Origin of the sequence: Enterobacter asburiae (genome assembly GCF_008080435.1) — a bacterium.
In the GTDB taxonomy this organism is placed as follows: domain Bacteria; phylum Pseudomonadota; class Gammaproteobacteria; order Enterobacterales; family Enterobacteriaceae; genus Enterobacter; species Enterobacter asburiae_C.
Genome location: NZ_VRKN01000007.1, coordinates 135,732 through 160,337, shown reverse-complemented (window position 1 = coordinate 160,337; position 24,606 = coordinate 135,732). Strand labels below are relative to the sequence as shown.

The following is a 24,606-nucleotide window of genomic DNA, read 5'->3' as shown; positions in this document are numbered from 1 at the left end:
AACAGCGGCGAGCTCAGCGCCACCGCCCTGCTACTGAAACTGACCCGCCAGGCCAGCAACGATGCCGACGGGCGGGTGATTGCCCGGGACGGCCTGACCCTGACCGCCGCCAGCCTGACGAACAGCGGGCTGATGGCCGGTACCGACGCGCAGTTTAGCAGCGTATCGGTGACCAACGGCGGCACGCTGCAGGGAACCCGTTCCCTGACGGCGACGGGGGAACAGCTCAGCAACCAGCAGGCGGGCATGCTGCTCTCCGGTGGCGCGCTCGACCTGCACCACACCACCCTGAACAACGCCGGACTCATGCAGGGTAACACCCTGAACCTGGCCACCGGCGAGTGGATTAACACCGGTAACACGCTCGGGGAAGCGGGCGTGACGGCGGTGGTGACCGGCGCGCTGACCAACAGCGGTAAGGTGCTCAGCCAGCAGGCGCTCGACGTTCAGGCCGGCAATACCGATAACCGGGGCCAGCTGCTGGCGAAAGTGCTGACCCTGCGGGGCGACCTGCAGAACAGCGGCCTGCTTCAGGGGAGCAGCACGCTGGCCTGGTCCGGCAACACCTTCGCGAACCAGACTCAGGGGCAGGTGACGGGCGGCGAGACCCTGACCCTGAGCGGGCAAACCCTCAGTAACGCGGGCAGCCTGCAGGGGCGCCGCGCGACGCTGGATGCCGGAAGCCTGAGCAACCAGGGCAGCGTCCAGGCGCTGGACGCCCTGACGCTTGCCACTACCGGCAGGCTGGATAACCAGGGGACCCTGCTCAGCCAGAGCCTGTTCACGCTGACGGCGGCGCAGCTGTTCAACGACGGCCAGCTGGCCGGGAAAGCGCTGACGGTGAAGGCCGCGCAGCTGAACAATACCGGCATTCTGCAGGGCAACGACACGCTGGCGCTGACCACCCGCGCGCTGAGCAACGGTGCCACCGGGCAGCTGGTGAGCGGAAGCAACCTGGATTTATCCCCCGACACGCTTGATAACGCCGGTCTGCTGCTGGTGAAAGGCAGGTTTACCCTCCGGGGCAGCGACCTGACCAACCGGGGAGATATTCAGGCGCAAAGTCTGGATTTTGGCCTGAGCAACACCCTGACCAGTATCGGGAACATCGTGGCCACCGGAGATGCCACGCTTAACGCGACGACGCTGACCAGCAGCGGCACGATGGCGGGCAAAACGCTGACCGCAGGCGCGGCGGAACTGCGCAACAGCGGCCTGATGCAGGGCAGCAACGCGGTTAACGCCACCGCCGACCGCTTTATCAACGAGCTGAACGGTAAATGGCTCTCCGGCGGCGGCTTCACGCTGAAGGGCGGACAGCTGACGAACGTCGGTACGTTGCAGGGCACGACGCTGGACATGACCGGCACCACCCTCACTAACAGCGGCACGGTGAACGGGCAGTCGGGACTCAGCGGCACGCTCAGCGGGGCGTTAACGAATACCGGGCTGCTGCAGAGCGGCGGCGCGACCACCTTCACCGCGGACACCCTGGCGAACCCGGGGCGCATCACCGGCGGCACGTTGACCCTCAACGCTCGCGACCTGAACAACAGCGGCCTGATGCAGGGAACGAACGGCCTGGCGCTCACCGGCACCACGCTGACCACGGGCGCGACCTCGCGCACCCTCTCCGGCGGCATGCTGACGCTGAACGCAGGCCAGCTGACCACGCAGGGGACGCTGCAGGGGAACGGCGCAGACGTCCGCGCCACCGACTGGACGCACGGCGGGTCACTGCTCAGCCAGGGAACGCTGACGGCCACGACCGGCGGCACGCTGACCTCAACCGGCTCGCTGATGAGCCAGGGCAGGGTGGATATCACCGCGCAGACGCTGGATAACCGCGGGCAGCTCCTCAGCGAGGGCGATGTGACGCTCGGCGGCAGCACGCTTAAAAACAGCGGCACCGTGCAGGGGAGCACCCTCGCGCTGCGTCAGGGCAGCATTAACAACCAGGGCACCTTAACCGGCCTGCAGAGCCTGACCCTGCAGGGGCAGCAGCGGCTGATGGCGCGCATGGCGATGGCCGCGCCGCAGCAGGAGCTGATTAACGGCGCAGGCGGTAAGCTTCTCACCCAGGGCACCCTGGCGATTACATCCGGCGCGGTGACCAACGCCGGCAGCTGGCAGGCACAGAACATTCTGCTTAACGCGCAGTCGCTCAACAACAGCGGCGCGGTGCAGAGTGCCGACGGGCTGCAGATGACGCTGGCCGACGCGCTCACCGGGACCACGGGCAGTAAGATTACCGCGCTGGGCACTGCCACGCTGCAGGCCGCCACGCTGGTGAACCAGGGGCAGTGGGCGGCGAAAAACCTGACGCTGACAGGCGGCACGCTCAGCAACAGCGGTGCCATCAGCGGGGTGAATGGCCTGACCCTCAGCCAGGCCGGCGCGGTCAGCCAGCAGTCGACCGGGACTCTGCTCTCCGGCGGGGCGCTGAACGTCACGGCGGCCTCCGTCACCAGCGACGGCAAAATGCAGGGGAGCACGCTCGGCATCACCACCGGGGCGCTCACCAACAGCGGACGTCTGCAGGGCGATAACGGCGCGACGCTGGCCCTCAGCGGGACGCTGACCAACAGCAGCGGGGGCGAAATCGTCAGCCGCGATGGCCTGACGCTGACCACGCCCGCGCTGTTTAACTACGGCCTGATCCAGGGCGGCGGCGAGACGCGCGTGACCGCCTCCTCGCAGGCGCGTAACGACGGCAGGCTGCTTTCCGGCGCGCGCCTGACGCTCGGCACGCCGCAGTTCTCCGGCACCGGCTGGCTGCAGGCCACCGACCTGATTCTTAATGCGGCAAACGCCGTCAACGGCGGTACGTGGGTGGCCGACCGGGCCACGCTGACCGGCACCACGCTTGCCAGCCAGGGCACCACCCAGGCGGGACAGCTGACGGTTAACTACGGCCAGCTGAACAACAGCGGCACGCTGCTCGGCAACACGCAGCTGAACATTAATGCCGACCAGGTGACCCAGAGCGCGGGCGGTAAGCTGCTGAGCGGCGGCAACCTGTGGCTGCAGAGCCGGGGGCTGGACCTGACCGGCCAGCTGGTGTCCCTGGGGGATTTAACGCTGCAGCTGACGAACGCGTTTACCAGCAGAACCGCCGTGGCGGCAGGCAGAACCCTGACCATCAGCAGCGGCGGCGATATCGATAACCGCAGCGTGCTGCAGGGGCAGGCGGTCAACCTCAATGCGGGCGGGCAGCTCAGCAATAACGGACAAATCACCACCGGCGGCGGCACCAGCACGCTCTCCGGCAGCAGCGTGGCGCTGAACGCCGCGGGCTCGGTGCAGGGCGGGGGCGATATCACCGTTGCCAGCCGGAGCAATATTACCGTCGACGGATTTACCGGTACGCGCGGCTCGCTGACCCTCAGCGCACCGGGCTCCATCGTCAACACCGCGCTGCTGTACGCGGCGAATAATCTGGCGCTGTTTGCCGACAGTATCACCAACCAGCGCGGTGACATCATGGCGGGGAACAACCTGTGGATGCAGCGGGATGCAGCGGGGAATGCCAACAGTCAGGTGGTGAACACGTCGGGGAATATTGAGACGCAGAATGGTGATATTGGGATCAGGACGGGGCATTTGCTGAATGAACGAGATGATATGGAGTCGAGCGGTAATACGCAGACTTTGACCAATCCCGCTTACGTCGGAACGGCATCATATCAGATATCTCTGGATGACATGCCAAAACTCAATTACGACATAGTTTATACCCGTACTGACGTATGGGTTGGCAGTTGCGGTCCAACGGGCGCATGTACTATGGATGAACCTTTTTACAGGAAATCCTATAAGCTTTCCGATACAGGAAAAACTCAGCGTTTTGCTATCTCCCGTACAACGATGGACATTTCAGGGAATAGCGCGGCAGGTCGTATTGCTTCAGGTCAAAACCTGAACATAAACGCCGCTACGCTAGATAACAATGCAAGTAACATTCTGGCAAATGATAATGTCGCGTTAAGCGGAAACGTGCTCAATAACAATAGCTATCAGTCTGGGGGTTATACAGATTATCTGGTTTACTCATCCTCTTATGTTGGCGCGGGTGGGGCTCTCTACACGCTGACAGGTCAGGAGCGGGTGCAAGATGAAGGGGGCGCTATTATTCGCGCCGTTATCCAGGCGGGCGGCAACGTCACCGCAAACTTCACCAGCAACATCAGCAACACTAATACCACCGCCAATGCAGGCGGCGTCAGCAACGTTATCTCCACCCCGTCGCTGAACACCCTCAGCAACCAGACTGTCGGCAGCGGCGTTCAAAAACAGGGGCTGAACGCTACCGGCACCGTGGCGGTGAACTCGCCGCAGTGGAACGATCAGCTTCAGGGGGCGCTGCAGCAGCTTAACGGCGGCGGCGCGCTGGAAAACGGCGGCGCGTCCGGCACGTCTCTCAGCAACATTGCCACCACGCAAAAAGGCAATGCGAACCTCGGCCAGCTGGGCGCACTGGCGAACGCCGGGGTCACCACCGCCGATCTCCGAACCGCTCAGGGCGGTGCCGTCGGGCATTATCAGGGCCAGCGCGTCGATACCAGCGCTTACCCGCTGCCGTCGGGCAACAACGGCTATTTTGTCTTCTCCGACAACCCGAAAAGCCCGTACCTGATCAGCATCAACCCGAAACTGAACGGTCTCGGGCAGCTTGATCCCGTCCTGTTTGCCGACCTGAACGCGATGCTCGGGGTCAAACCGTCTTCCACGGCGCCGCAGGAGACGCGGCCGGCGTTTACCGACGAGAAGCAGTTCCTCGGCTCGTCCTATATGCTGGGCCGCCTCAACCTGAACCCGGATTACGACTACCGCTTCCTCGGCGATGCGGCGTTCGATACCCGCTATGTCTCCAACGTGGTGCTCAACCAGACCGGTAACCGTTACCTGAACGGCATCGGCTCCGATCTGGATCAGATGCGCTATCTGATGGACAACGCCGCGTCGGCGCAGCAGTCGCTGGGCCTGCAGTTTGGCGTCTCGCTGACCGCCGATCAGATTGCCGCGCTCGACCACAGCCTGCTGTGGTGGGAAAAAGCCACCGTCAACGGCGAAACGGTGATGGTGCCGAAACTCTACCTGTCGCCGAAGGACGTCACCGTCAATAACGGCAGCGTGATCGCGGGCAACAATGTCACCCTGAAGGGCGGCAGCATCACCAACAGCGGCAGCTCGCTGCTGGCGAAAAACAGCCTGACGCTCGACAGCCAGAACAGCATCAGCAACCTCAACAACGGCCTGATGAAAGCGGGCGGTGACCTGAACCTGAGCGCCATCGGCGATATCAATAACATCAGCTCCACCATCAGCGGCAAAACGGTCGCGCTGGAGAGCCTGGACGGCAGCATCAACAACCTGACGCAGGTTGAGCAGATTGATATCAACGCCGGAGGGAAGTACGGCAACATCGGCATGAAAGACACCCTGCTGGGCAACACGGCGTCCATTACCGCGCAGGATGGCCTGTCGCTTGAGGCGGGGAAAAACATCACCGTCACCGGGGCGAACCTGGCTTCCGGCGGCGATATGCTGCTGAATGCGTGGGGCGATATTGCCGTCAACGCGAACCAGATCAACGACGCATTCAGCTCCAGCCGGGAGAAAACCAGCCGTTCGTCCGTCACGTATCAGGGCAGTAACGTCACCGCGGGCGGCAACCTGCTGGTGAATGCCGGGCACAACCTTGACGTGACCGCCAGCGACCTGAAAGCGGGCGGCAGCGCGGGGCTGAGCGCGGGCAACGACCTGAACCTGAACGCGGCACAGACAAGCGAAAGCAGCCGTAAAGGGAAAAGCGAATCCCACAGCACCGGGCTCGACCGCACCACGATTTCCGCAGGCGATAACCTGGTCCTGAAGGCCGGGCAGGATATCAACGCTCAGGCCGTCGCGCTGGCGGCGGAGAAAAGCGTCGGGCTGCAGGCGGGTCGCGACGTGAATCTGGCTGCGGAAGAGACCACGCAGGGCGACAGCTATAGGTCAGGCAAGAAAACCGTTATTAACGAATCGGTGCGTCAGCAGGGAACCGAGATCGCCAGCGGGGCGAATACCCAAATCCTCGCCGGACGCGATGTCACCACCGAAGCCGCGCAGGTGACGGCGAAGGGCGATATCGGCGTGGCGGCAGGCCGCGACGTCAATCTCAATACCGCAACCGAAAGCGATTATCACTACAAAGAGCAGACCAAAACCAAAAAAGGTTTCCTGAGCAAGAAAACCACCCACACCATCGAGGAGGACAGCGCGACGCGTGAATCCGGCTCATTGCTGAGCGGCGATAACGTGCAGGTGGTGGCGGGCAATAACCTGCGGGTGTTAGGTTCCGCCGTGGCGGGCGATGGCGACGTGCAGCTTAAGGCGGGCAACAACGTCGATATCGTGGCGGCCACGAACAGCGACACCTCCTGGCGCTTTAAGGAAGAGAAAAAATCCGGCCTGATGGGCTCGGGCGGGATTGGTTTCACCATTGGCAGCAGCAAAAGTACGCACGATCTCCGTGAGAAGGGCACCACCCAGAGCCAGAGCTTCAGTACGGTGGGTTCGACGGGGGGTAACGTGGCGATTTCTGCCGGAAACCAGGCCCACGTCGGCGGCGCGGATCTTATCGCCGGGAAAGATTTAAGCCTCAGCGGCGACAGCGTCGTCATCGAGCCGGGGCACGACAAGCGCACCCGGGATGAAACCTTCGAGCAGAAGAAAAGCGGGCTCACCGTGGCGCTCTCCGGCACCGTCGGTAGCGCTATTAACAATGCCGTGAGCGCGGCGCAGGAGACCAAAGAGCAAAGTGATGGCCGTCTGAAAGCCCTTCAGGCCACCAAAACGGTGCTGTCCGGCGTGCAGGCCGGGCAGGCAGCGGATATGGCGGCAACCACCGGCGACCCGAACGCAATGGGTGTAAGCCTCTCGCTGACGACCCAGAAGTCGAAATCACAGCAGCATGCTGAGAGTGATGCGGTGGCAGGCAGCACGCTGAACGCAGGCAACAACCTCGCCATCACCGCGAACGGCAAAAACAAAGGCGCGAACAGCGGCGATATAGTGATTGCGGGCAGTCAGCTGAAAGCCGGGGGTGACACCACGCTGGATGCACAGAACGATATTCTGCTGTCCGGCGCGGCGAATACCCAAAAAACAAGCGGCAAGAACAGCAGCAGCGGTGGCGGTATTGGCGTGAGCATCGGTGCCGGAGGCAACGGCGCGGGTATCAGCGTGTTTGCCAACGTCAACGCCGCGCACGGCAAGGATAAAGGCAACGGTACTGACTGGACCGAAACCACAATCGACAGCGGCAAAAACGTCACCCTTAAAAGCGGGCATGACACCGTGCTCGAGGGTGCCCAGGTTAACGGCGATAAAATCGTGGCAGATGTTGGTCACGATCTGCTGATGCGCAGCCAGCAGAACAACAGTGACTACGACAGCAAGCAGACCAGCGTTGCGGCGGGGGGCAGCTTCACCTTCGGCACCATGTCCGGTTCAGGCTATATCAACGCCAGCCAGGACAAGATGAAGAGTCGCTTTGATTCGGTGGCCGAACAAACCGGGCTGTATGCCGGGGACGGCGGCTTCGATATCACCGTGGGGCATCACACCCAGCTTGATGGCGCGGTTATCGCCTCTACCGCCACGCCGGACAAAAACAGCCTCGATACCGGGACGCTGGGCTTCAGCGATATCCACAATGAAGCGGACTTTAAAACGTCGCACTCCGGTATCAGCCTGAGCGGCGGCGGCAGCTTCGGGGATAAATTCCAGGGCAACCTGCCGGGCGGCATGATCTCCGCTGCGGGTAATAAAGGTCATAAGGAAGGCACCACACAGGCCGCGGTGGCAGAGGGCTCCCTCACTATCCGCGACAAGGCAAACCAGAAGCAGGACGTGGCCGATCTGAGCCGCGACACCGAACATGCTAACGACAGCATCAGCCCCATCTTCGACAAGGAGAAAGAGCAGAACCGTCTGAACGCAGTTGGGATGATCAGCGACATTGGTAGCCAGGTGGCGGATATTGCCAGGACGCAGGGTGACCTGAACGGGCTGAAGGCGGCCCAGAAAGAATCCGGCGCAACACTCCCCGCAAACGCGACAGAAAAAGAGCGGCAGGATTATCTTGGGAAACTGCGTGATACCAAGGCATACAAAGATGTGATGGTGACCTACGGAACCGGCAGCGCCATGCAGCGCGGCATCCAGGCGGCTACGGCAGCGCTGCAGGGACTGGCGGGCGGCAATATCGGAGGGGCGCTGGCGGGCGCGTCAGCACCGGAGCTGGCGAACATCATCGGCCATCATGCAGGCATTGATGACGATACGGCGGCAAAAGCGATTGCCCATGCCATCCTCGGCGGCGTAACCGCAGCGCTTCAGGGCAACAGTGCCGCAGCGGGCGCAGTGGGGGCCGCATCCGGCGAACTGATTGCGACAGCTATCGCCAGACAGTTCTATCCGGACACAGACCCGTCGAAGCTGACGGAAGAGCAGAAGCAGACCGTGAGTACGCTGGCATCTATTTCAGCGGGCATAGCTGGCGGGATTGCCGGGGGAAATACGGCTGGTGCGGCGGCTGGAGCCAGTGCTGGGAAGAATAGTGTTGAGAATAACTATCTGAGCAGTACGCAGGCAGTAGCATTCGATAAGGAACTTTCTGAGTGTCGAAAAGCTGGTGGTGACTGTCAGGCGATTATCGATAAATGGAAAAAAGTCAGTGATGAGCAAAGTGCTACAGTTGATGAGATATTGAAGGATGATCCCCTAACGGCTGTTGGCTGGAATAAGGAAGTTGCTGAGGGTGGCTACGATATGACAGAGCGCCCCGGCTGGTTGGGAAATATCGGCGCTGATGTTATGACCAGTGACGAAGCCAAGACCTACGTCCAACAGTGGAATGGTCAGGATCTGGCGAAAATAGACCAAAACAGTCCGGAGTGGATGAAGTATGCGGTATTCGCGTCCGATCCGGAAAATCAGGCCATGCTCGTCAGCGGTGGGTTGCTTGTAAAAGACATAACCAAAGCGGCGCTATCGTTCATGAGCCGCAATACTGCAACGGCTACTGTCAAAGCCTCTGAACTTGGAATGCAATGGGGACAGGGTAATATTAAACAAGGTATGCCTTGGGAGGATTATGTTGGATCATCCTTACCCTCCAGTGCCAGATTGCCCCAGAATTTTAAAACGTTTGACTATTATGATGTATCTACTAAAACAGCTGTGAGCGCTAAATCATTGGATACACAGACAATGGCGAAGCTGGCAAACCCTAATCAGATTTACAGTTCGATCAAAGGAAATATTGATGCAGCTGCAAAATTTGATACATACACACTCTCTCGAAAGACAATTGATTCTTCTATGATTGCTAATAGAGAGGTCCAGCTTGCTGTTCCTGCTACTACAACAAAAACGCAGTGGACAGAAATAAACCGAGCCATTGAATATGGCAAGAGTCAGGGTGTGACAGTTAAAGTGACACAGGTGAAATGATGAAATTTAATAAAAGTCAGGATTACAGGGCTAGTTGTTACTATAACTCTGAATTGTTGCTTGTTGAGACTCAATCGGGGCTGGGGATGGTTGCTGCTGATCCCCTCTTTCCTCCCCACTTATTGCACCCCGATGCCGATAATCAAAGTATCGGTGAAGTTGTTTTACAAGCGTTGTCAGATAGCCGGACATTGACGATTGAAGAGTGTGATACGTTCTTTGATGTTGAGAAAGGCAAAGAACAATATGCTGCCTGGATAGCAATGTTGATGAAAAAATACGGCTATAAAACCAAACGTGCTTTATTCAAAGATATGAAGAACTGTAGTGTACATTGTACCAATGGTTTTATCACTTTTTCACCCACTCGCCATGAGAAACTAGAAGGTTGGGGAAGAACTAAAGGTGATGGCATAGAAAATGTCGTTCTCTCTGTAGATAGCACTCCAGCCGAAATTGGCGCGGGTTTGCGACTAGCCCTCAGTCGTTGCAAAGGTTGATTCGAAATCCCGCCAAATGTCGGCGGGATTTTTGGGTTTGCCCTTTTTCACTTCCAGATAAGATGTATTTGGGCGTATCGTCTTCCGGTCAATTCTGATTTTCCAATAACTACTCTTGCCGTTGGAGGAATATTGCACATTATGTCAAAAGAAAAGAAGCGCTCTGAAGATCTACCCGAATGAGGGTATAGAGCTACCCTAGCCTCTCCACCCTCGTCTCCCCCTCCACCATCGACAGCTGATACAGCGAGAACGACCTCTGCTTCTCAATCAACTTCGCCAGCTCCGGCGAGTGGCTGGTGAGCCAGATCTGCGAGTAGCGGCTGGCCTCGGCAATTAAGCTCGCCAGCGCGGGCAGCATCTGAGGGTGCAGGCTGTTTTCCGGTTCGTTCAACGCGATAAACGCCGGTGGGCGCGGGCTTAACAGCGCTACCGCCAGGCACAGGAAGCGCAGGGTGCCGTCGGAGAACTCCGCCGGTTCCAGCGGCCTGCTCAGCCCCTCCCGCTGCATCATCATGCGAAAACGTCCGCTGGTGTTGTCGCTGTAAAACACGCAGCCGGGGAAGGCCTGGTCGAGAATGCGCATCAGCAGCAGCTCGTCGCCAATTTCCACGATGGTCTGAAACGCGGCCGCCAGGTTGGCACCGTCGCTGGCCAGCACCGGGGAGCGGAAACCGACCTGTGGGGCACGCATCGCCGAGCCGGATGAGACGGAAAACTCATGGTAAAAGCGCCAGTTACGCAGGGATTCGCGCATCTGCGACACTTCCGGGTAAAGATGCGGTTCGCCGAGCTGTCCGAATACCGATTCGTTCTCATACAGCGTGCCGCTGTGGGTCACTTTCTCGTGATGCACGTTGTTCAGAAACACCGCCTGGTTCTTACGCTTCATCAGCTGTGACGAAGGCCGACGGTGCTGGCCGCTCAGCCAGATGGACTCCTCTTTGATCACCGGATCGAGCTGAAACTGCGAGGGATAGGGCAGCTTCTCCACAAACCCGACCTGCAGTTCGTATTCGTAGGTCTCTGTTTCCACCGCCAGATTCATCCGCCGCAGCTGGTCGCTGCGGGTTTTGCCTGCCCAGAACACCTTCAGAATGCCGCCCTCATTCGCCAGCGCCTGGGAAAACTGCCCCTGGGCGGCGCTGTGCATCAGGTGTATCGCCTTGTAGATATTCGATTTCCCGGTACCGTTCGGCCCGAAGACGATGTTGAGCTGCTCCAGCTCCAGCGACATCTCGCGGATGGAGCGGTAGTTTTGAATGTGCAGGGTGTTGATCACAGGCGGGCCCCTTTTGCAGAATAAGCCTGTATATAATCACAGTCTTTGAGATGAAATGCAAAAAAGAGACGACAGTGAGGGTGTCGTCTAAACGGGGTACTGCTTTGGGCCTCTACGGGTTAGTGGGGCCTTCGCATTTTTATGATCACTTGACTGCCAGACGCAGACCCAAATCATCAGGATAGGGATCAAAGTAGTTTTGCGTCATCAGATACCGGTCGGGGTATTCGGCCAGGTAGTGCTTCAGCAGCGTGATCGGGGCGAGAATAGGCAACTGTCCGTTGCGATAGTGCAGGATCACGTCGCGTAGCTCGCCGCGCTGGCGGGTATTCAGTTGGCTACGAAAATACCCCTGGATATGCATCAGCACGTTGGTGTGATTCTTCCGCGAGGCGGGTTTTTTCAGGATGGTCATTAGCTTTTCCCGGTACGCCATGAAGAAGGCGTCCAGGTCTTCCCACTCGTGCAGCGAGGCAACGAACGGGCCGATTTCGCGGTAACCTGCCTGATGGTGCGCCAGCAGCTGAAGCTTATAGCGGCTGTGGAAGTCCAGCAGCGCGCGGCGCGTGAGCCCATTTTTACGCAGCGTGTTCAGTTCGTGCAGGGCAAATACCCGCTCGATAAAGTTTTCCCGCAGTACCGGGTCGTGTAACCGACCGTCTTCCTCGACGGGCAGCCACGGCCAGGTTTCAAGAAGGGCGGCGGTGAACAGCCCTACGCCCTCCTTGCGGCCCCGGTTGCCGTTTTCATCGTACAGCCGCACGCGTTCCAGGCCGCAGCTTGGGGATTTTGCACAGACGATAAATCCCGACAGATCGCCGATTTTTGGCAGATAGTCCGCCGTAAAGTCGGCCATTTTCTGCGTAATGTCATCATGAGGCGGCTTGCTGAAACGGAGTTGCGTTTCGCCGCAGTCCGTCAGCGTCAGGCGTATGGCCGGGCGAGGCGTCGGCAGACCGATGGCCATTTCCGGGCAGACGGGCCTGAAATTTACCCACTGGGCCAGCTCATCCATGACGAAGCCCATACGCTTGTGTCCGCCGTCAAAGCGAACGGCGGATCCGGTCAAACATCCGCTAATACCGAGCACAGGTTTCGTTGTCATGATGTGGTCCTCCCGTTCCAATAACTAAAACTTACACAATATGACTAATTTGTCCAAGTATTCGCGGAGCTATTTTTTATAATCCTTTAAAATCAATGCGTCTTAACTGCCCTTGTAGGTCGAGTAACCGTACTGGCTCAGCAGAAGCGGGATGTGCAGCTTTTCGTTGGTGCGGGTCACGGTAAACAGCACCGGGATCTCCGGGAAGAAGGAGTCCAGCTTTTTGCCGTGGAAGTAATCTGCGGTTTTGAAGGTCACTTTATACACGCCAGGCTGCATGTCCTGATCCTGGGGATAGAGCGATTTGATACGTCCGTCGTGGTCGGTTTTGCCGCTGGCAATCGGGGTCCATTTGTCCTGCTGCTGTTTCTCCAGCGTAACGGTTACGTCGGATGGCGGCATCCCGGTTTGCTGGTCGAGAATGTGGACGCTTAGCGTGCCGGCTGGGGCGCTAAAGGCGGCAGGGGCAAAGGCCATCGAGGCCAGGATCAGCAGAGGGGTCGTTTTTTTCATGGTGTTTTCCTGTGGAGTTATTCGTCACAGGAAAACGTTAGCATCTGCGGTGCGGGAAAATATTCAACTTTTCGTGAAGATTCCCGCAGGAGAAAATTATCAGAGGATAATCACTTCAAGCGATACCTGCTGCTGCCATTGCTCCAGCTGCTTTTTCCGCCCGACGGTAAGTTTGCCGCTGGTCACCAGAAGCCATTTACGTTCCGGGAAAATTTCCGGTGCCAGCGCGTCAGGCGGAACCGGCAGAATGTCGATCCGGTGGCCCTGCCCGCTGCGCGTTAGGGCTTCGAGCCAGATCTCGCACGGGTCGTTCAGGTGCCAGCCGCTGAGCAGAATATTATCGCCCGGCGCTTTTTTATCACCTTCGAGGCAAAACGAGGTGTAGGCGATGATGATGCCGTCGAGGATCGCGCGCAGGGTCATGGCGGCGGCGATGTTGGCCGAGACCTGGCTGCGCAGCGGGCGCAGCACGTTCGCGACCAGCTCCGGTCTTGGGTACTCGCGTCCGGCGTCGTAAATCATCTGGCGCAGGGACTCGACTTTGCCATCCTGCAGGCGTTGCAGCATGTTCTGCTGCAGGGTTTGCCAGTTGTTGGTCCGACCCGGCGTCGGGCGTTCCAGCAGCGGTTTGACCTGGCCGATCGGGACGCCTTTTTTTACCCAGTCGAGAATTTTTAGCGCCTGCTGGACGTCCTCATCGCTGTACTGGCGGTGGCCGCCTTCCGTGCGCTGTGGCTTGAGTAAACCATAGCGACGCTGCCACGCCCGCAGGGTGGTGGCGGTGATGCCGCTGAGTCGGGCGAATTCGCCGATGGAGTAAGCCATGTCCGTGTCCAGAGTGGAGGAATACTCTCAATATACTACGAATTTTCCCGGACGGGATGAAGCGCCGAAACGGTGCACTACACTTAACGTCCAACCGTGCAAATGAAAGGAATTCTCATGAAGCTATGGCCTGTTGTGACCGGTGTTGCCATTGCGCTGACGCTGGTCGCCTGTAAATCTCCTACGCCGCCGAAAGGCGTGCAGCCGATTTCCGGTTTTGACGCCAGCCGCTATCTTGGCAAATGGTATGAAGTCGCTCGTCTGGAAAACCGTTTTGAACGCGGGCTGGAGCAGGTAACCGCCACCTACGGTGAACGCAGCGACGGCGGCATCAGCGTGCTGAATCGGGGCTACGACCCGGTCAAAAATACGTGGAATGAGAGCGAGGGGAAAGCGTACTTTACCGGCGAGCCGACCACCGCCGCGCTGAAAGTGTCGTTCTTCGGCCCCTTCTACGGTGGCTATAACGTGATCAGGCTGGACGATAAGTACCAGTACGCGCTGGTCAGCGGCCCGAACCGCGATTACCTGTGGATCCTGTCGCGCACGCCAACCCTTCCCGAAGCGGTGAAGCAGGATTACCTGAACACCGCGCGCAGTCTGGGCTTCCGGGTTGACCAACTGGTGTGGGTAAAGCAGTAAGCCTCTACTGGTAGGAAAACGTAATGCTGGCCAGCGCGTTGGCCGAGCCGGGCACCAGTTCGCCGGTTCGGATGTACTGCGCCTGGAACGGCAACGTGAGCGTTTGCGCCGCCGTGGTGCTCTGGATAAAGAACTGGCCGGTTGTACCTGCGGCCGAGCTGTCCGGCCCCATCATCAGCGGTCCGGTGCCGTTGTAGAAAAACTGCACCCCAACGCCGGAAGCGGTGGAGTCTCCGGTCAGCGTCACCACCGACGAGGTGTTCGACGGCGTGGTCTGATCGGTCATCACCGCGTGAACCGCCACGTCCGCGTCGCAGGTCAGGCCGACGGTAAACGTCCCCGATGGCGACGTGCTCCCCACCATGGGCAGGGTGCGAATATCAATGGTGCCTAGTTTGACGCTGGCATTTTTGCTGCCGACCGTACATCCGCTGGCGGTCACCGTGATGGTGGTCGGGCTGATGATGACCTGCGCCGTTTTGACCTCGTTGTTGTAGGCGGTTAACACCGCGGCGTTGATGGTCGGGATGTTATAGACGTCGGATTTCAGCGCCGTGCCGGTTTTAATAAAGGTGACCTTGGCTGACCAGCCTAAACTGGTCGCATAACCGTTGGTGCCCTCCGCCGGGTAGCTTTGCGTAATACCGCTTTGCAGGGGAATGTATTTTGTCCCATTAAAATCCTTCAGCCCGATGATATACCCTACCCCCGGCACGCCGGTTTCAAAAATGGTGTAGTTTATGCCGTCGACGTTGACCGTCATCCCGCTTGAGATCGCGCTGCTGCTCGGCTCCAGCGTGCCTTTGGAACAGGTAAAAACCAGCCCGCACCAGAACACCTCCTTCACGCTGGCGGAGGCGCTCCAGGTCGATCCGATAATGCTGCCCGGCACAACCGAATCTGCCGGTCCGTTGTAGGTCATCGGTTGTGGGGAGAGCGTAATGTCCGATTTCCACTCCATCGCCTGCAGGCTGGCACAGAGAAACATACTGCTGATAAAAAAGAATAAACGCATCATAGATACTCCGTTGTCCATGTGGCGAAGGCTGACACATCGCCAGCGCTCACGGGTGCGCCGGTGGCAACCAGCTGCGCGTAAAAGGTCATCTGTACGCTGTCATCCCCCGTCGTTGCGTACGCGGTGGTTTGTGTTTTCAGGGGAATGAGTACGCTCTCTTTATCGAGGATTTGCACCGCCACGCCGGTAGCGCCACCGTCGGCAATTTTCAGCAGTTGCGGGTTGTCATCATCCGGCGTACCGCTGAAGCGGATTTTTACGCCAGCAAAGGTTGGCCCGCATGCTTCAAGCCTGAGCGTGAAGGGCGTTTTGATATTGCTGACGGCGCCGGTGCGGTTGAACTGTTTAATACCGATGGTGCCCAGCGGCACGTTCTGCTCCCCGGAGTCCTGTGCAACCACGCAGGTGTTGCCGATCAAATTGCCGGTGACGGAAACCAGCACGTCATACCCGCGAACGGGGAGGGTGAAAACCAGCAGTGCGATGCAGCCGATCCGAAACATTACTGACATACCACCTCCTGAGAATAGAGACCGGTGCGGGCGTTATAGTTCTGCTTGTTTAACGCATAGGTAATGGCGCAGCGCTGGCTGTTGCCGCGACCCCACACGGCATTCAGCGTGCCCTTCTCTGACAAACCGGACAGATACAGGCTGCCGCCATCGCCAACGATGCCGCTGGTTTTGTCATTATCGAGCGAGACCAGCGTGCCGAAGGGAAGCATGTCGTTGCCGCGACGCACGATAAACATCGCTTTTGCTCCCTGGTGCGTGGTGAAGGTGGCGCGAACCAGGGCACCATCGGTGGGCGTTTTATTGGCGATGGCGTTTTCCAGCTCCACGTTGTTGCCGGCGGTCGTCACGTCCAGTGCGACCTGGTTAACGCGGTACGGCGTGGCGTACGGGATCACCGCGTATCCCCGGCTGTCCGTTTTGATGCCCTTGTGGTTAAGCACGGCGACGTTGCTGGCCCCCGGGGCTTTCACCAGAATGTTGGTGTTCCCGAGTGGCTGGCTCAGCGTCAGGCCATCTTCATGCACTACCGCGCCACCGCTGATACCGTAGCTGAGGTTGCGGGAATCGCTGGCGTAGCTGTAGCCCAGGTTGTAGTCCCCCCACGCGCCTTCGTATTGCAGGGTGGCATCGCCGCCGTAGTGCTGCTGGGCGCTGTAGCGCTGGTTGACGCTATAGAACAGATTCTCCTGACCCGGCAGGTAACCGCTCACGCCCGTGCTGGCGGTTGTACCGGTGGCGTCCGCATGGGTCGTGGTAAAGCGCGCGCGGGTCGACAGCGCCGGGTTGCCCAGCGGGACCGAAATCGACATCGACAGGATGTTATCTTTCTTGTCGTCATACAGGCTCGAGCTTCGCTGGACGCTGACGCCAAGCGACACATTACGAAACGTGGCGTTCCACGCAAACTGCAGGCTTTGTGTGGTGTCTGACGTGTTCCAGTAGGTCTGCTGATCCCACGACAGTGACAGCGAGCCGTATTGTCCCATCGGCTGCGACAGCAGCAGCTGGTTTTTTGCCTTGCGCGACATGCGCAGGTTGTACACGTTGTCGTAATGGGTGGTGACGGTGCCATCATCTTCCACTGTCTGCTTTGGCGATCCGCCCGACATCCCTTTGTAGGTGGTATCGCTGAGGGTATAAAACCCTTTCGTGGAGTAGCGCAGGGAGAAGAAGTTAATCCGCGTGCCAATATCATTCAGCAGCTTGCTGTAGCGCAGGCGCACCGAATCACCGCTGTAGTGCCGATCGTCCGCCAGCTGGCTGCGGGCATGGGTCAGGTCAAGAGAGTAGGCGCCAAAGCGGCCGAGGTTTTGTCCAAACCCGAACGCCAGGCCGTTATAGCGATCGGCAAACTGTGCCCCGCCGTAAAACGTGAGGCCATATTGCCAGCCATAGAACAGCTCGCCCTGCACGAAGGAGGGCGCGTCCTGATCGCCCGTCGGGCGATATTTCCCGGCACCCAGGGCATATTTCACCTGTCCGTTACGCACAAGGTTCGGCACGCTGGCAAAGGGAAGCGTGTATTGCGTTTTGCTGCCGTCGTTCTCCTGAATGGTGACCGCCAGATCGCCTCCCGAGGAGGTCGGGTAGAGATCTTTCAGCACAAACGCCCCTGGTGGAACGGAGGTTTGATAGATGATGTTGCCGTTCTGTCGAACCGTCACGGTGGCGTTGCTGCGCGCGATGCCGCGAACTTCGGGCGCATAGCCGCTGAGGCTGGCGGGCAGCATGTTGTCATCGGTTTTCAGGGCGATGCCGCGCAGGCCCACGGAATCGAAGACCTGCGCCGAGGTGTACGTTTCCCCGGCATACATCTGCGCGCGCAGGGCGTGAATATCACGCTGCAGCCAGGTCTGCACGTGGGTGAGTTCATTACTGTCTTTGGTCCACGTGGTGAAGTCACGCAGCCGCCACGCGCCCAGGTTGACGCCGCTATTGAGGCTTGCAAACAGCTGCTGTTCCCGCGTGCGCGTCTCGCCGCGATACTCATTATTCGAGCCATTGACCACATAATTCAGCCATGCGGCAGGAATGCCAGCCTCCCAGCTTTCCGGGCTGACATACCCGCGCGGCAAATTGCGCATCGCACTTTGCGGTACGGTGAAGCTCAGGGTGAGCGTCTTCTGGTCCAGATCAAACTGCGTATCCGCAAACGCCTTCGTTAAGAAGATGCAGCGTTGCGCCAGCGGCAGGGCTCCGCCCTTCGCCTGATTGCTATCGATGCCCAGCGCGGCGAATTGCTCAGGCGTGAGGCAGGGCAGCGCTTCACCCGTGCTGTCTTCAGCAAGGCGGAACGTGACGTTACCTGTGAACGCGTAGTTAGTATTGATATACACGTTGAGGTTGTAATCACCCGGCGGCAACGCGCTCCCGGCGTTGACCCAGGCGAGATCGGCGCTGTTTGCGCTCTCGCCGTTGAGGAACGCGGGGTTAAATAGCAGCTCGCTTTCAGCAGCCACGGCTTGCCGAATCACCAGGGCGATCACCGTGGCGCACAGGATTTTTCTTTTCACGTGGTCACGCCTTACTGTTTGTATTATTGGGATAACGATGCGCGTGTGGCGGGAGTCCATGCCCCATAATCGTTAATGGTCTGGAAGCTCATGCTGCTCGCATGGCTGAAGGTTTCGGCCAGCGTCACGTTACCTTTTGGAGGCACCATCACCGGCTGCACCGGGATCCCGTCAATTTTCACGTTGATGGTGGTGAGGTAGTACGGCGTGGGGTTGCTGAGCGTCACCTTTCCGGCGCGATAGGCACCGGTCAGGCGTTTCCACGCCTCTCCCGGACTTTCCCCAAGTCCTTCCGGGCGATAAAAGACCTTGATGCGGTTAGCCGACGCAAACTGCAGCGTATTCCCGGAACCGCTTTGAGCCTGCTGTGGTATGGCTTTGACCGTCATCCAGTAGAGCGTCTCCCGATCCTGTGGCAGGGCTTTACCGTTAAACATGATTTTCACCGCGCTTTCGCTGGCCGGTTTCATGACGTACAGCGGTGGCGTGATCACGAAGTCGTTGGTGCGTTCCCCTTTCTCGTTCTCCACCCATGACTGGATCAGGAAAGTGGCGTCGGGATGGGTGTTTCTCACCTGCATCATGGACTGGGTAGTCGCGCTGGAGTAGACCATTCGCGTTGCGCCCAACCCCACGCCGCCGGCATAGACGGCGGAGGAACATAACGTGCCCGCCAGGCAAATCAATGTGTTTACGCGCATAGTGTTTCTCCTGAAAGCTAAGTCAGGCCCGGCCAGCAGACCGGGCCTGAAGATTACGAATAGGTCACGGTGTAGGTCGCGACAGCGCTGGCATCACCCGCGGTGGCGCCGCCCTTCGGCGAGTAATATTTCGCACTGAAGTTCAGGGTGTTGGCACCCTTACGCAGAGGGATGGCCGTAGCAGCTTCACCCAGCTTCACCACCTTGCCCTGCTCGTCATAAAGGCGAATAGCCACATTTTGTGCAAAGTTGGCACTGCCGTTTGTCCCGATGGCCAGGCTATTAACATCGGAGGTGTCTGGCGTACCGGTGAAGGTGACCGCCACGGTTGTTGCGGCAATCGGGTTCTCATCCGATGAGGCCGAGGTGTCGGCGATTTCACAATCTTCCAGCGTGATGGCAAACGCTTTTGCCGTGCTGGCTTCACTGCCTGCATTCTTCAGCGTTGCGGTACGAACTTCACCCATATCAACGTCAATGTTGGCGCTTCCTGCGCTGATGGCGCAGGCGGAAGTCACGACTTTGCCGTTGAAGTTCACCGTGCCGCCGCTGGTCTCTGCAGCCAGCGCCGTTCCTGCTGGCAGTAAGGCAGCAATAGCGACCGCAAGCAGTGTTTTGGTATTGAGTTGAGTTTTCATTGTCCTGATTCCATTATGTTGTTATGTCGAGATTTGCTCTGAAAGGAGCAGGTCTAACTGGTTAAAAAGACCAGCAAATCTGTCTTGTTCCTGAGCCCGAGTTTTCTTATCGCTGAGCTTTTTAACGCACTGACACGACGGTAAGAAAGCTGCTCTGTTTCGGCGATGTAACGCATATCCAGACCCTTTCGCAGTTCCTTCAATACCCTCCATTCGCCCGGCGTCAGCGATAACGCCGTGGGTTTCTTTATTGGGCGATAACGGCTATCGACCAGTTTTAATACGCTGGCTCGCCAGTGATAAAGCGGGTCCTGCAGCGAGATATAAGCGTCTATTTCACCGCGTATCCACAGCCAGGAATTTGCCGGCGCGGAATACATACAAATAAGCACGCCGGGATAGAGCACTTTCATCTTCTTGATATATTTCAGGCAATCATAACCCGCGTGATATTTATCCGTGCCGGATAAAAAAATTACATCTACAGGTCTTGCCGTTAACATCTTTTCGAGCTCCGCGTAATCATTGCTTGATGCATTAATCTGCATGTCAGGGGCAATGTTTTTTAATAACGCGGCGATCCCCTGGCGCGTAAAGTGATCTCCACCCAATAGCGCGATATTTAAATGACGTGTGTTGTTGTGTTTATTCGCCATGACATTCCCTCGATTTATAATTGTAATGAGACTCGCCTGTATGGTAGGGCGATGCCTGATATTTTCGAAGCAATTAAGCATTGCACGGTTTGAGCTCACTATACTCAAGGCGTAAAAGACGTAACCTGAATTAATCTTAATTTGTTTTAAGTGTGGTTTGCGTGTAGCGTCAATTTCTCCTCGTTGAACCGGTTCTTGCTTATCTGCCTGTAAATAATCATACCGGTATTTTTTATTGAAAAGTTGGCTTTAATAAATGTTTTGTAAGGGAATCGTCTAGTGATGTCATACGAGGCGCATTGTTACTGACGGTTACTAACAGTTTCGTGTTGAAATTGTTAATTAAGACGACAGCTTTCGAATTGGCCGTAATGTCGAAATCCGGTGGCAGGGCGCGTCCTCTCTGCTTTTCGCTAAAAAAATAAATTAAGCATGCTGAATAATTCAGACAGCGATGGCTAAAGCGTTCAACGGGCGCATTTGTCGAGTTTTGTCAGTGTCAAGATGGCTTAAGTGGCGATTAAGAAAAGTTCAGACCGGATAGATAAAGGGAAAGGAAAAATAAGATTTTTCGCCAGGCGTCAGGATATACAGTTGTGCATTTATCCGTCACATTAATCCTTACACAGGCGAGGGATACGCAGGTTAACCGTGAAGGGATTCTACTGTAGCAACAGGTGTTGACCAGAGGTATTTAGTCCATTCTATGCATAAGTATTACATTATTAATGGCCTGGTAGAGTTTCACCCAGCGGCCAGCACATTACGCGATCTGAACAATCCCGAGCGGGTAGTGGTATTAAATTCCCCGGCGGGCCGTTGTTTGTTGTTATTAATAGAGAGAGTCGGAAGTATTGTGACTCAACAGGAGTGCATGGATATTGTCTGGCAGCGTCGGGGGATGCTGGTTTCGCCTAATACCTATTACCAGAACATTTCTATTCTGCGTAAGGGACTAAAGAAAGTCGGTTTTGAAACCGATCCGATAGTCACTATCCCACGCATTGGACTGACGCTCGCAAGCGATACGCAAATCATTATTAAAGAGACGCAGCCGCAGACCGAAGAGGAAGAACAGGCTGCTCTGGATACCTGCGAAGAGGAGATTGTCGAGCCGACGGTTTCTAAACAACGCTTATGGTTGCCTTGCGTGCTGGTGGCGTTGCTGGTATTGGCTGGCGTGAGCGTGAGCGTGAGCGTTATCGGCCATCGCCTGACGCATGACAGCTATTTTGTTGACGGATACCGCTTCGCGACGAAGATGGGCGAGTGCCAGCTCTATTTTGCTCGCGATGTTGAAACGCAATACGATCGAGATAAAGCGCTGGTCTATGCTGCACCGTTTAAGGAGCAGTGCGTGAACTATCCCTGGATATATGTCAGCGGCTACACCCTGCTACCTCGTGCGTCAGTAATTCGCTGTGACAGGCCGATGACGGAATCCAACCACTGTATGTCTGATTATTTTATAGAGGATCGTTAGTATGATTCGCTACCGTCAAATGCTCTTTGCGCTCTGCCTGTGCCTGCTGATGGGGGCTGTTGTGGCAGCGTATTACCTCTGGCATCGCCATTACATCCAGCCCTTTGCCTGTCAGGTGAACTTTATTCAGCATCACCGTGATGAGACGTTGTCTCTGTGGCTGAACTACACCGTGGAGGGTAACAGCGGAATACTCAGCATGAATGGCAAGGTGAAAAGCGACCCAACGAAGAGGCTGAACCGCAAAGTTTTCTTTCAGATTGAGCGTAAAGACAGCGTCTATAACCTGACGTCCGTACGTAATATAAAATTCCCGGACGATAACATCAGCGACAGTTGGCTGGAGAGATACGAGCCCTTATTTTTTATCTACCCGGATAAGAATATTTATATGCGCATTAAGAAACAGCAGAATGAGAATTATTTATTTATTCTGGGGACGCTACCAACCTATGTGTGCCACACGTCAAAAAACAGGTAGTGACAACGAGAAATTCTTTTAAGTTTTTCCTGACATCATTTATGTTTGATTTAACAGCCAGACTATACATTAGGGAAATATAATAGCAGCAATAATGTTGCGATAATGTAATTATTATTCTTCGGCAAGTTAATGAAAACTTTAATTGATGATCACGTCAGAATGACGCCTGCACGGAATAAACCCCTGCATATGGGTTTACTCCTGTGGCCCCAGTTCTCGCTTTTCGCATTTTCAGGATTGATAGAAGCGTTACGCATTGCATCCAGCGTCCAAAAGCGTAGCCAGAAAATATGCTTTAAACTCAGCCTGATAAGCATTCACCCCGACTTACCGGTGGTAAGCAGTTCTGGGATCAGCGTACGGCCCGATGCCGCCCATGCGCCGCCCGGTGACTTCGACTACATTGCGGTGATTGGTGGAGGCCTGGAGCACCTTAACCAGGGGCACCGTGGCGACAGAGCGTTTCTCACGGATGCTCATCACAACAGCATTCCTCTGATAGGTATTGGGACCGGCAGCTTTATTCTGGCGGAGGAAGGCTTACTGAATGAGCGCCGCGCCTCGATTCATCCTCACCATCATGGCGTTTTCACGCAACGGTTCCCGCAGGTTTATGCTGAGCAAGGCCTCGATTTTATAGACGAAGGCGATGTGCTGACCTGCCCGGGTGGGATCTCAACGCTCACTCTGGTAACTTCGCTGATCCGCGCCCACGGGGGAGACGACATTGCGGCCACCACCTCCCGGCGGCTGTCTCTTCCTCCGCATGATGCCGCCACGCCACAGCCCGCGAATGTCGCCATGATCCCTGATTCACGGCTGCGCAGGGCGGTGACGATCGTCGAACAATATCTGACTCACCCGCTGAATGCCGCCAGGCTCGCTCAGGACGTTAGGTTGAGCGAACGTCAGCTTAACCGCCTGTTTCACGCCGAGTTTGGCAAAACGGCGCGGGAATTTATTCGCAGCGCCAGGCTGCGCTATGCCTGCTGGCTGCTGAAGAACTCTCAGCAAAGCGTCACGGATATCGCGCGGCGGATGCGATTTAGCGACTGTGCCCACTTTATTCGTCATTTTCAGACCGAGTACGGCTGTACGCCGGGGGTATGGCGCACGTCGCAGAACTGATGTGCCGATTTCGTGCTTTCTTCGTAGGGTATTACTGGCCCGCCTGGATAGACTTCCGTTAAAAGCCTAACGGAGGGAAGATGACATGAACTGGCAGCCTTTTCGCGGCGATGCACCGGAAAATATGACGATTTTCAGCGCGTCATTTCCCGACGTCAGCGACCAGTGGCCAATGAAAGACGATGCTGCCCGTGAGATCGCCTCCCTTGACCGCGCCCTGAAAGCCGAGCCAGCGCTCCGGCCGCCGCGGGTGGAGTACGAAGAGGGGGGGCAGGCCGTGCTTGTCCCGCAGAACCGCTATTCCGAACAGGCGTTTCACAACCGCCCGGCGCTCACCGCGTGGCGAACCCGGCTGGTACCCTCCGCGCTGGCGCTGTTTGTGGTGCAAAACCCGCTGGAAGACCGCCTGCCCGACGGCACAAAAATGGACAGCGACAGCCGCCAGTGGTTTATTCACGCTAACGATGCGGTTGGCGTGCGTTCCCGCGCCCGGGTGCTGGCCGCGCTGGTGGATAAGTACATTCATAATGAAAGCGAGAACAACTGGGTCAGCCTCGCGAGCGGCGCTGCCATCCCGGTGCTGGAGGCGCTGCGTGAAGCAAAGCTCGACGGCCAGCAGGTGTATCTCACGCTGGTGGACAAAGACCCCGTAGCGCTCAGCTGGGCCGAAACCATGGCGGCGCAGGAAGGGATTGTGGTGGGCGAACAGCTGACGTTGCTCAGGCGTAACCTGTTCCATACGCTGGTACGTAACGAGGATTTACTGCTGGAGCTGGGCGAGCATCAGGCCGAACTGGTCGACGCGCTGGGGATTTTTGAATACTTCAACGATACCGATGCGGTGATTTTTCTCCAGCGCGCGCTGCGGCTGGTGAAGCCCGGCGGGGCGGTGATTGTGTCGAACATGCTCACCAGCAGCCCGCAAATTGACTTTGTGCTGCGGGGCATCGGCTGGGAGGATATTCACCCGAGGTCGTTACAGCAGCTGCAGGATATTCATCTCGCGGCGGGCGTGCCGGTGGAAAACGTCACCGTGGTGGTGCCGAAGGATGGGGTGTATGCGGTGATGGAGATTAAAGCTTAGCGCAGTCTGTTCCCTCTC

At 57.4% G+C, this 24,606-nt stretch carries 17 protein-coding genes and 1 pseudogene; 8 read left to right on the top strand and 10 right to left on the bottom strand.

The genetic code is table 11. The features are described from left to right. Positions 1-243: 243 nt before the first annotated feature. The 3 genes and pseudogenes from FU672_RS15215 to FU672_RS15210 all read left to right on the top strand — a co-directional run. Positions 244-8,628, top strand: a pseudogene (locus FU672_RS15215) (hemagglutinin repeat-containing protein); the annotation flags it as partial. 189 nt (positions 8,629-8,817) lie between these two features. Continuing rightward, positions 8,818-9,501 carry an endonuclease toxin domain-containing protein gene (locus FU672_RS25465; RefSeq protein ID WP_340673984.1) on the top strand — a complete coding sequence of 228 codons (684 nt, stop codon included), beginning with the start codon at positions 8,818-8,820 and terminating at the stop codon, positions 9,499-9,501. After that, positions 9,501-10,001 carry a contact-dependent growth inhibition system immunity protein gene (locus FU672_RS15210; RefSeq protein ID WP_148243917.1) on the top strand — a complete coding sequence of 167 codons (501 nt, stop codon included), beginning with the start codon at positions 9,501-9,503 and terminating at the stop codon, positions 9,999-10,001. The genes FU672_RS25465 and FU672_RS15210 overlap by 1 nt, the downstream gene beginning before the upstream one ends. A gap of 193 nt (positions 10,002-10,194) precedes the next feature. Here the strand turns inward: FU672_RS15210 and FU672_RS15205 are convergent, their stop codons facing one another. From FU672_RS15205 to FU672_RS15190, 4 genes are all read right to left on the bottom strand, one after another. Continuing rightward, positions 10,195-11,283 (bottom strand): AAA family ATPase, encoded by a 1,089-nt coding sequence (locus FU672_RS15205; protein ID WP_148243852.1) that lies wholly within the window; start codon positions 11,281-11,283, stop codon positions 10,195-10,197. Between the two features lie 145 nt (positions 11,284-11,428). Next, complete coding sequence (locus tag FU672_RS15200; protein WP_148243851.1) at positions 11,429-12,388, bottom strand: YbgA family protein; 960 nt, start codon at positions 12,386-12,388, stop codon at positions 11,429-11,431. 102 nt (positions 12,389-12,490) lie between these two features. Next, positions 12,491-12,901, bottom strand: coding sequence for a hydroxyisourate hydrolase (gene uraH, locus FU672_RS15195; protein ID WP_148243850.1), 411 nt, complete (start codon positions 12,899-12,901; stop codon positions 12,491-12,493). Positions 12,902-13,000: 99 nt separating this feature from the next. Then, complete coding sequence (locus FU672_RS15190) at positions 13,001-13,726, bottom strand: MerR family transcriptional regulator (protein ID WP_148243849.1); 726 nt, start codon at positions 13,724-13,726, stop codon at positions 13,001-13,003. Between the two features lie 117 nt (positions 13,727-13,843). Between FU672_RS15190 and FU672_RS15185 the strand changes: the two genes are divergently transcribed. Further along, positions 13,844-14,368: a lipocalin family protein gene (locus tag FU672_RS15185; RefSeq protein ID WP_148243848.1), complete on the top strand. Its 525-nt coding sequence runs from the start codon at positions 13,844-13,846 to the stop codon at positions 14,366-14,368. Positions 14,369-14,372: 4 nt separating this feature from the next. Here the strand turns inward: FU672_RS15185 and FU672_RS15180 are convergent, their stop codons facing one another. The 6 genes from FU672_RS15180 to FU672_RS15155 are packed head-to-tail and all read right to left on the bottom strand — an operon-like array spanning position 14,373 to position 20,409. Then, positions 14,373-15,386: a fimbrial protein gene (locus FU672_RS15180; RefSeq protein WP_410053331.1), complete on the bottom strand. Its 1,014-nt coding sequence runs from the start codon at positions 15,384-15,386 to the stop codon at positions 14,373-14,375. Then, complete coding sequence (locus tag FU672_RS15175; RefSeq protein ID WP_148243847.1) at positions 15,383-15,898, bottom strand: fimbrial protein; 516 nt, start codon at positions 15,896-15,898, stop codon at positions 15,383-15,385. Before FU672_RS15175 ends, FU672_RS15180 begins: the two co-directional genes overlap by 4 nt. Further along, on the bottom strand, positions 15,889-18,414 hold the full coding sequence (locus FU672_RS15170) for a fimbria/pilus outer membrane usher protein (protein ID WP_148243846.1): 2,526 nt from the start codon (positions 18,412-18,414) through the stop codon (positions 15,889-15,891). The genes FU672_RS15175 and FU672_RS15170 overlap by 10 nt, the downstream gene beginning before the upstream one ends. 23 nt (positions 18,415-18,437) lie before the next feature. Next, the gene (locus tag FU672_RS15165) at positions 18,438-19,115 is read right to left on the bottom strand and encodes a fimbrial biogenesis chaperone (protein WP_148243845.1); all 678 of its coding nucleotides are present in this window, start codon (positions 19,113-19,115) and stop codon (positions 18,438-18,440) included. Between the two features lie 53 nt (positions 19,116-19,168). Then, positions 19,169-19,753, bottom strand: a complete 585-nt coding sequence (locus tag FU672_RS15160) for a fimbrial protein (RefSeq protein WP_148243844.1) — start codon at positions 19,751-19,753, stop codon at positions 19,169-19,171. 53 nt (positions 19,754-19,806) lie between these two features. Continuing rightward, entirely contained in the window at positions 19,807-20,409 is a 603-nt protein-coding gene (locus FU672_RS15155; protein ID WP_148243843.1) for a helix-turn-helix transcriptional regulator, read from the bottom strand. 706 nt (positions 20,410-21,115) lie between these two features. On the opposite strand from FU672_RS15155, the gene FU672_RS15150 reads away from it, so the two are divergent. The 4 genes from FU672_RS15150 to FU672_RS15135 all read left to right on the top strand — a co-directional run bounded on the left by FU672_RS15150 (position 21,116) and on the right by FU672_RS15135 (position 24,588). After that, positions 21,116-21,892, top strand: coding sequence for a winged helix-turn-helix domain-containing protein (locus tag FU672_RS15150; protein ID WP_148243842.1), 777 nt, complete (start codon positions 21,116-21,118; stop codon positions 21,890-21,892). A 1-nt stretch (position 21,893) separates the two neighbouring features. Further along, the gene (locus tag FU672_RS15145) at positions 21,894-22,373 is read left to right on the top strand and encodes a YqeJ family protein (RefSeq protein ID WP_148243841.1); all 480 of its coding nucleotides are present in this window, start codon (positions 21,894-21,896) and stop codon (positions 22,371-22,373) included. Positions 22,374-22,565: 192 nt separating this feature from the next. Then, complete coding sequence (locus FU672_RS15140; protein WP_148243840.1) at positions 22,566-23,504, top strand: GlxA family transcriptional regulator; 939 nt, start codon at positions 22,566-22,568, stop codon at positions 23,502-23,504. Positions 23,505-23,589: 85 nt separating this feature from the next. Continuing rightward, complete coding sequence (locus tag FU672_RS15135) at positions 23,590-24,588, top strand: class I SAM-dependent methyltransferase (protein WP_148243839.1); 999 nt, start codon at positions 23,590-23,592, stop codon at positions 24,586-24,588. Positions 24,589-24,606: the final 18 nt, after the last annotated feature.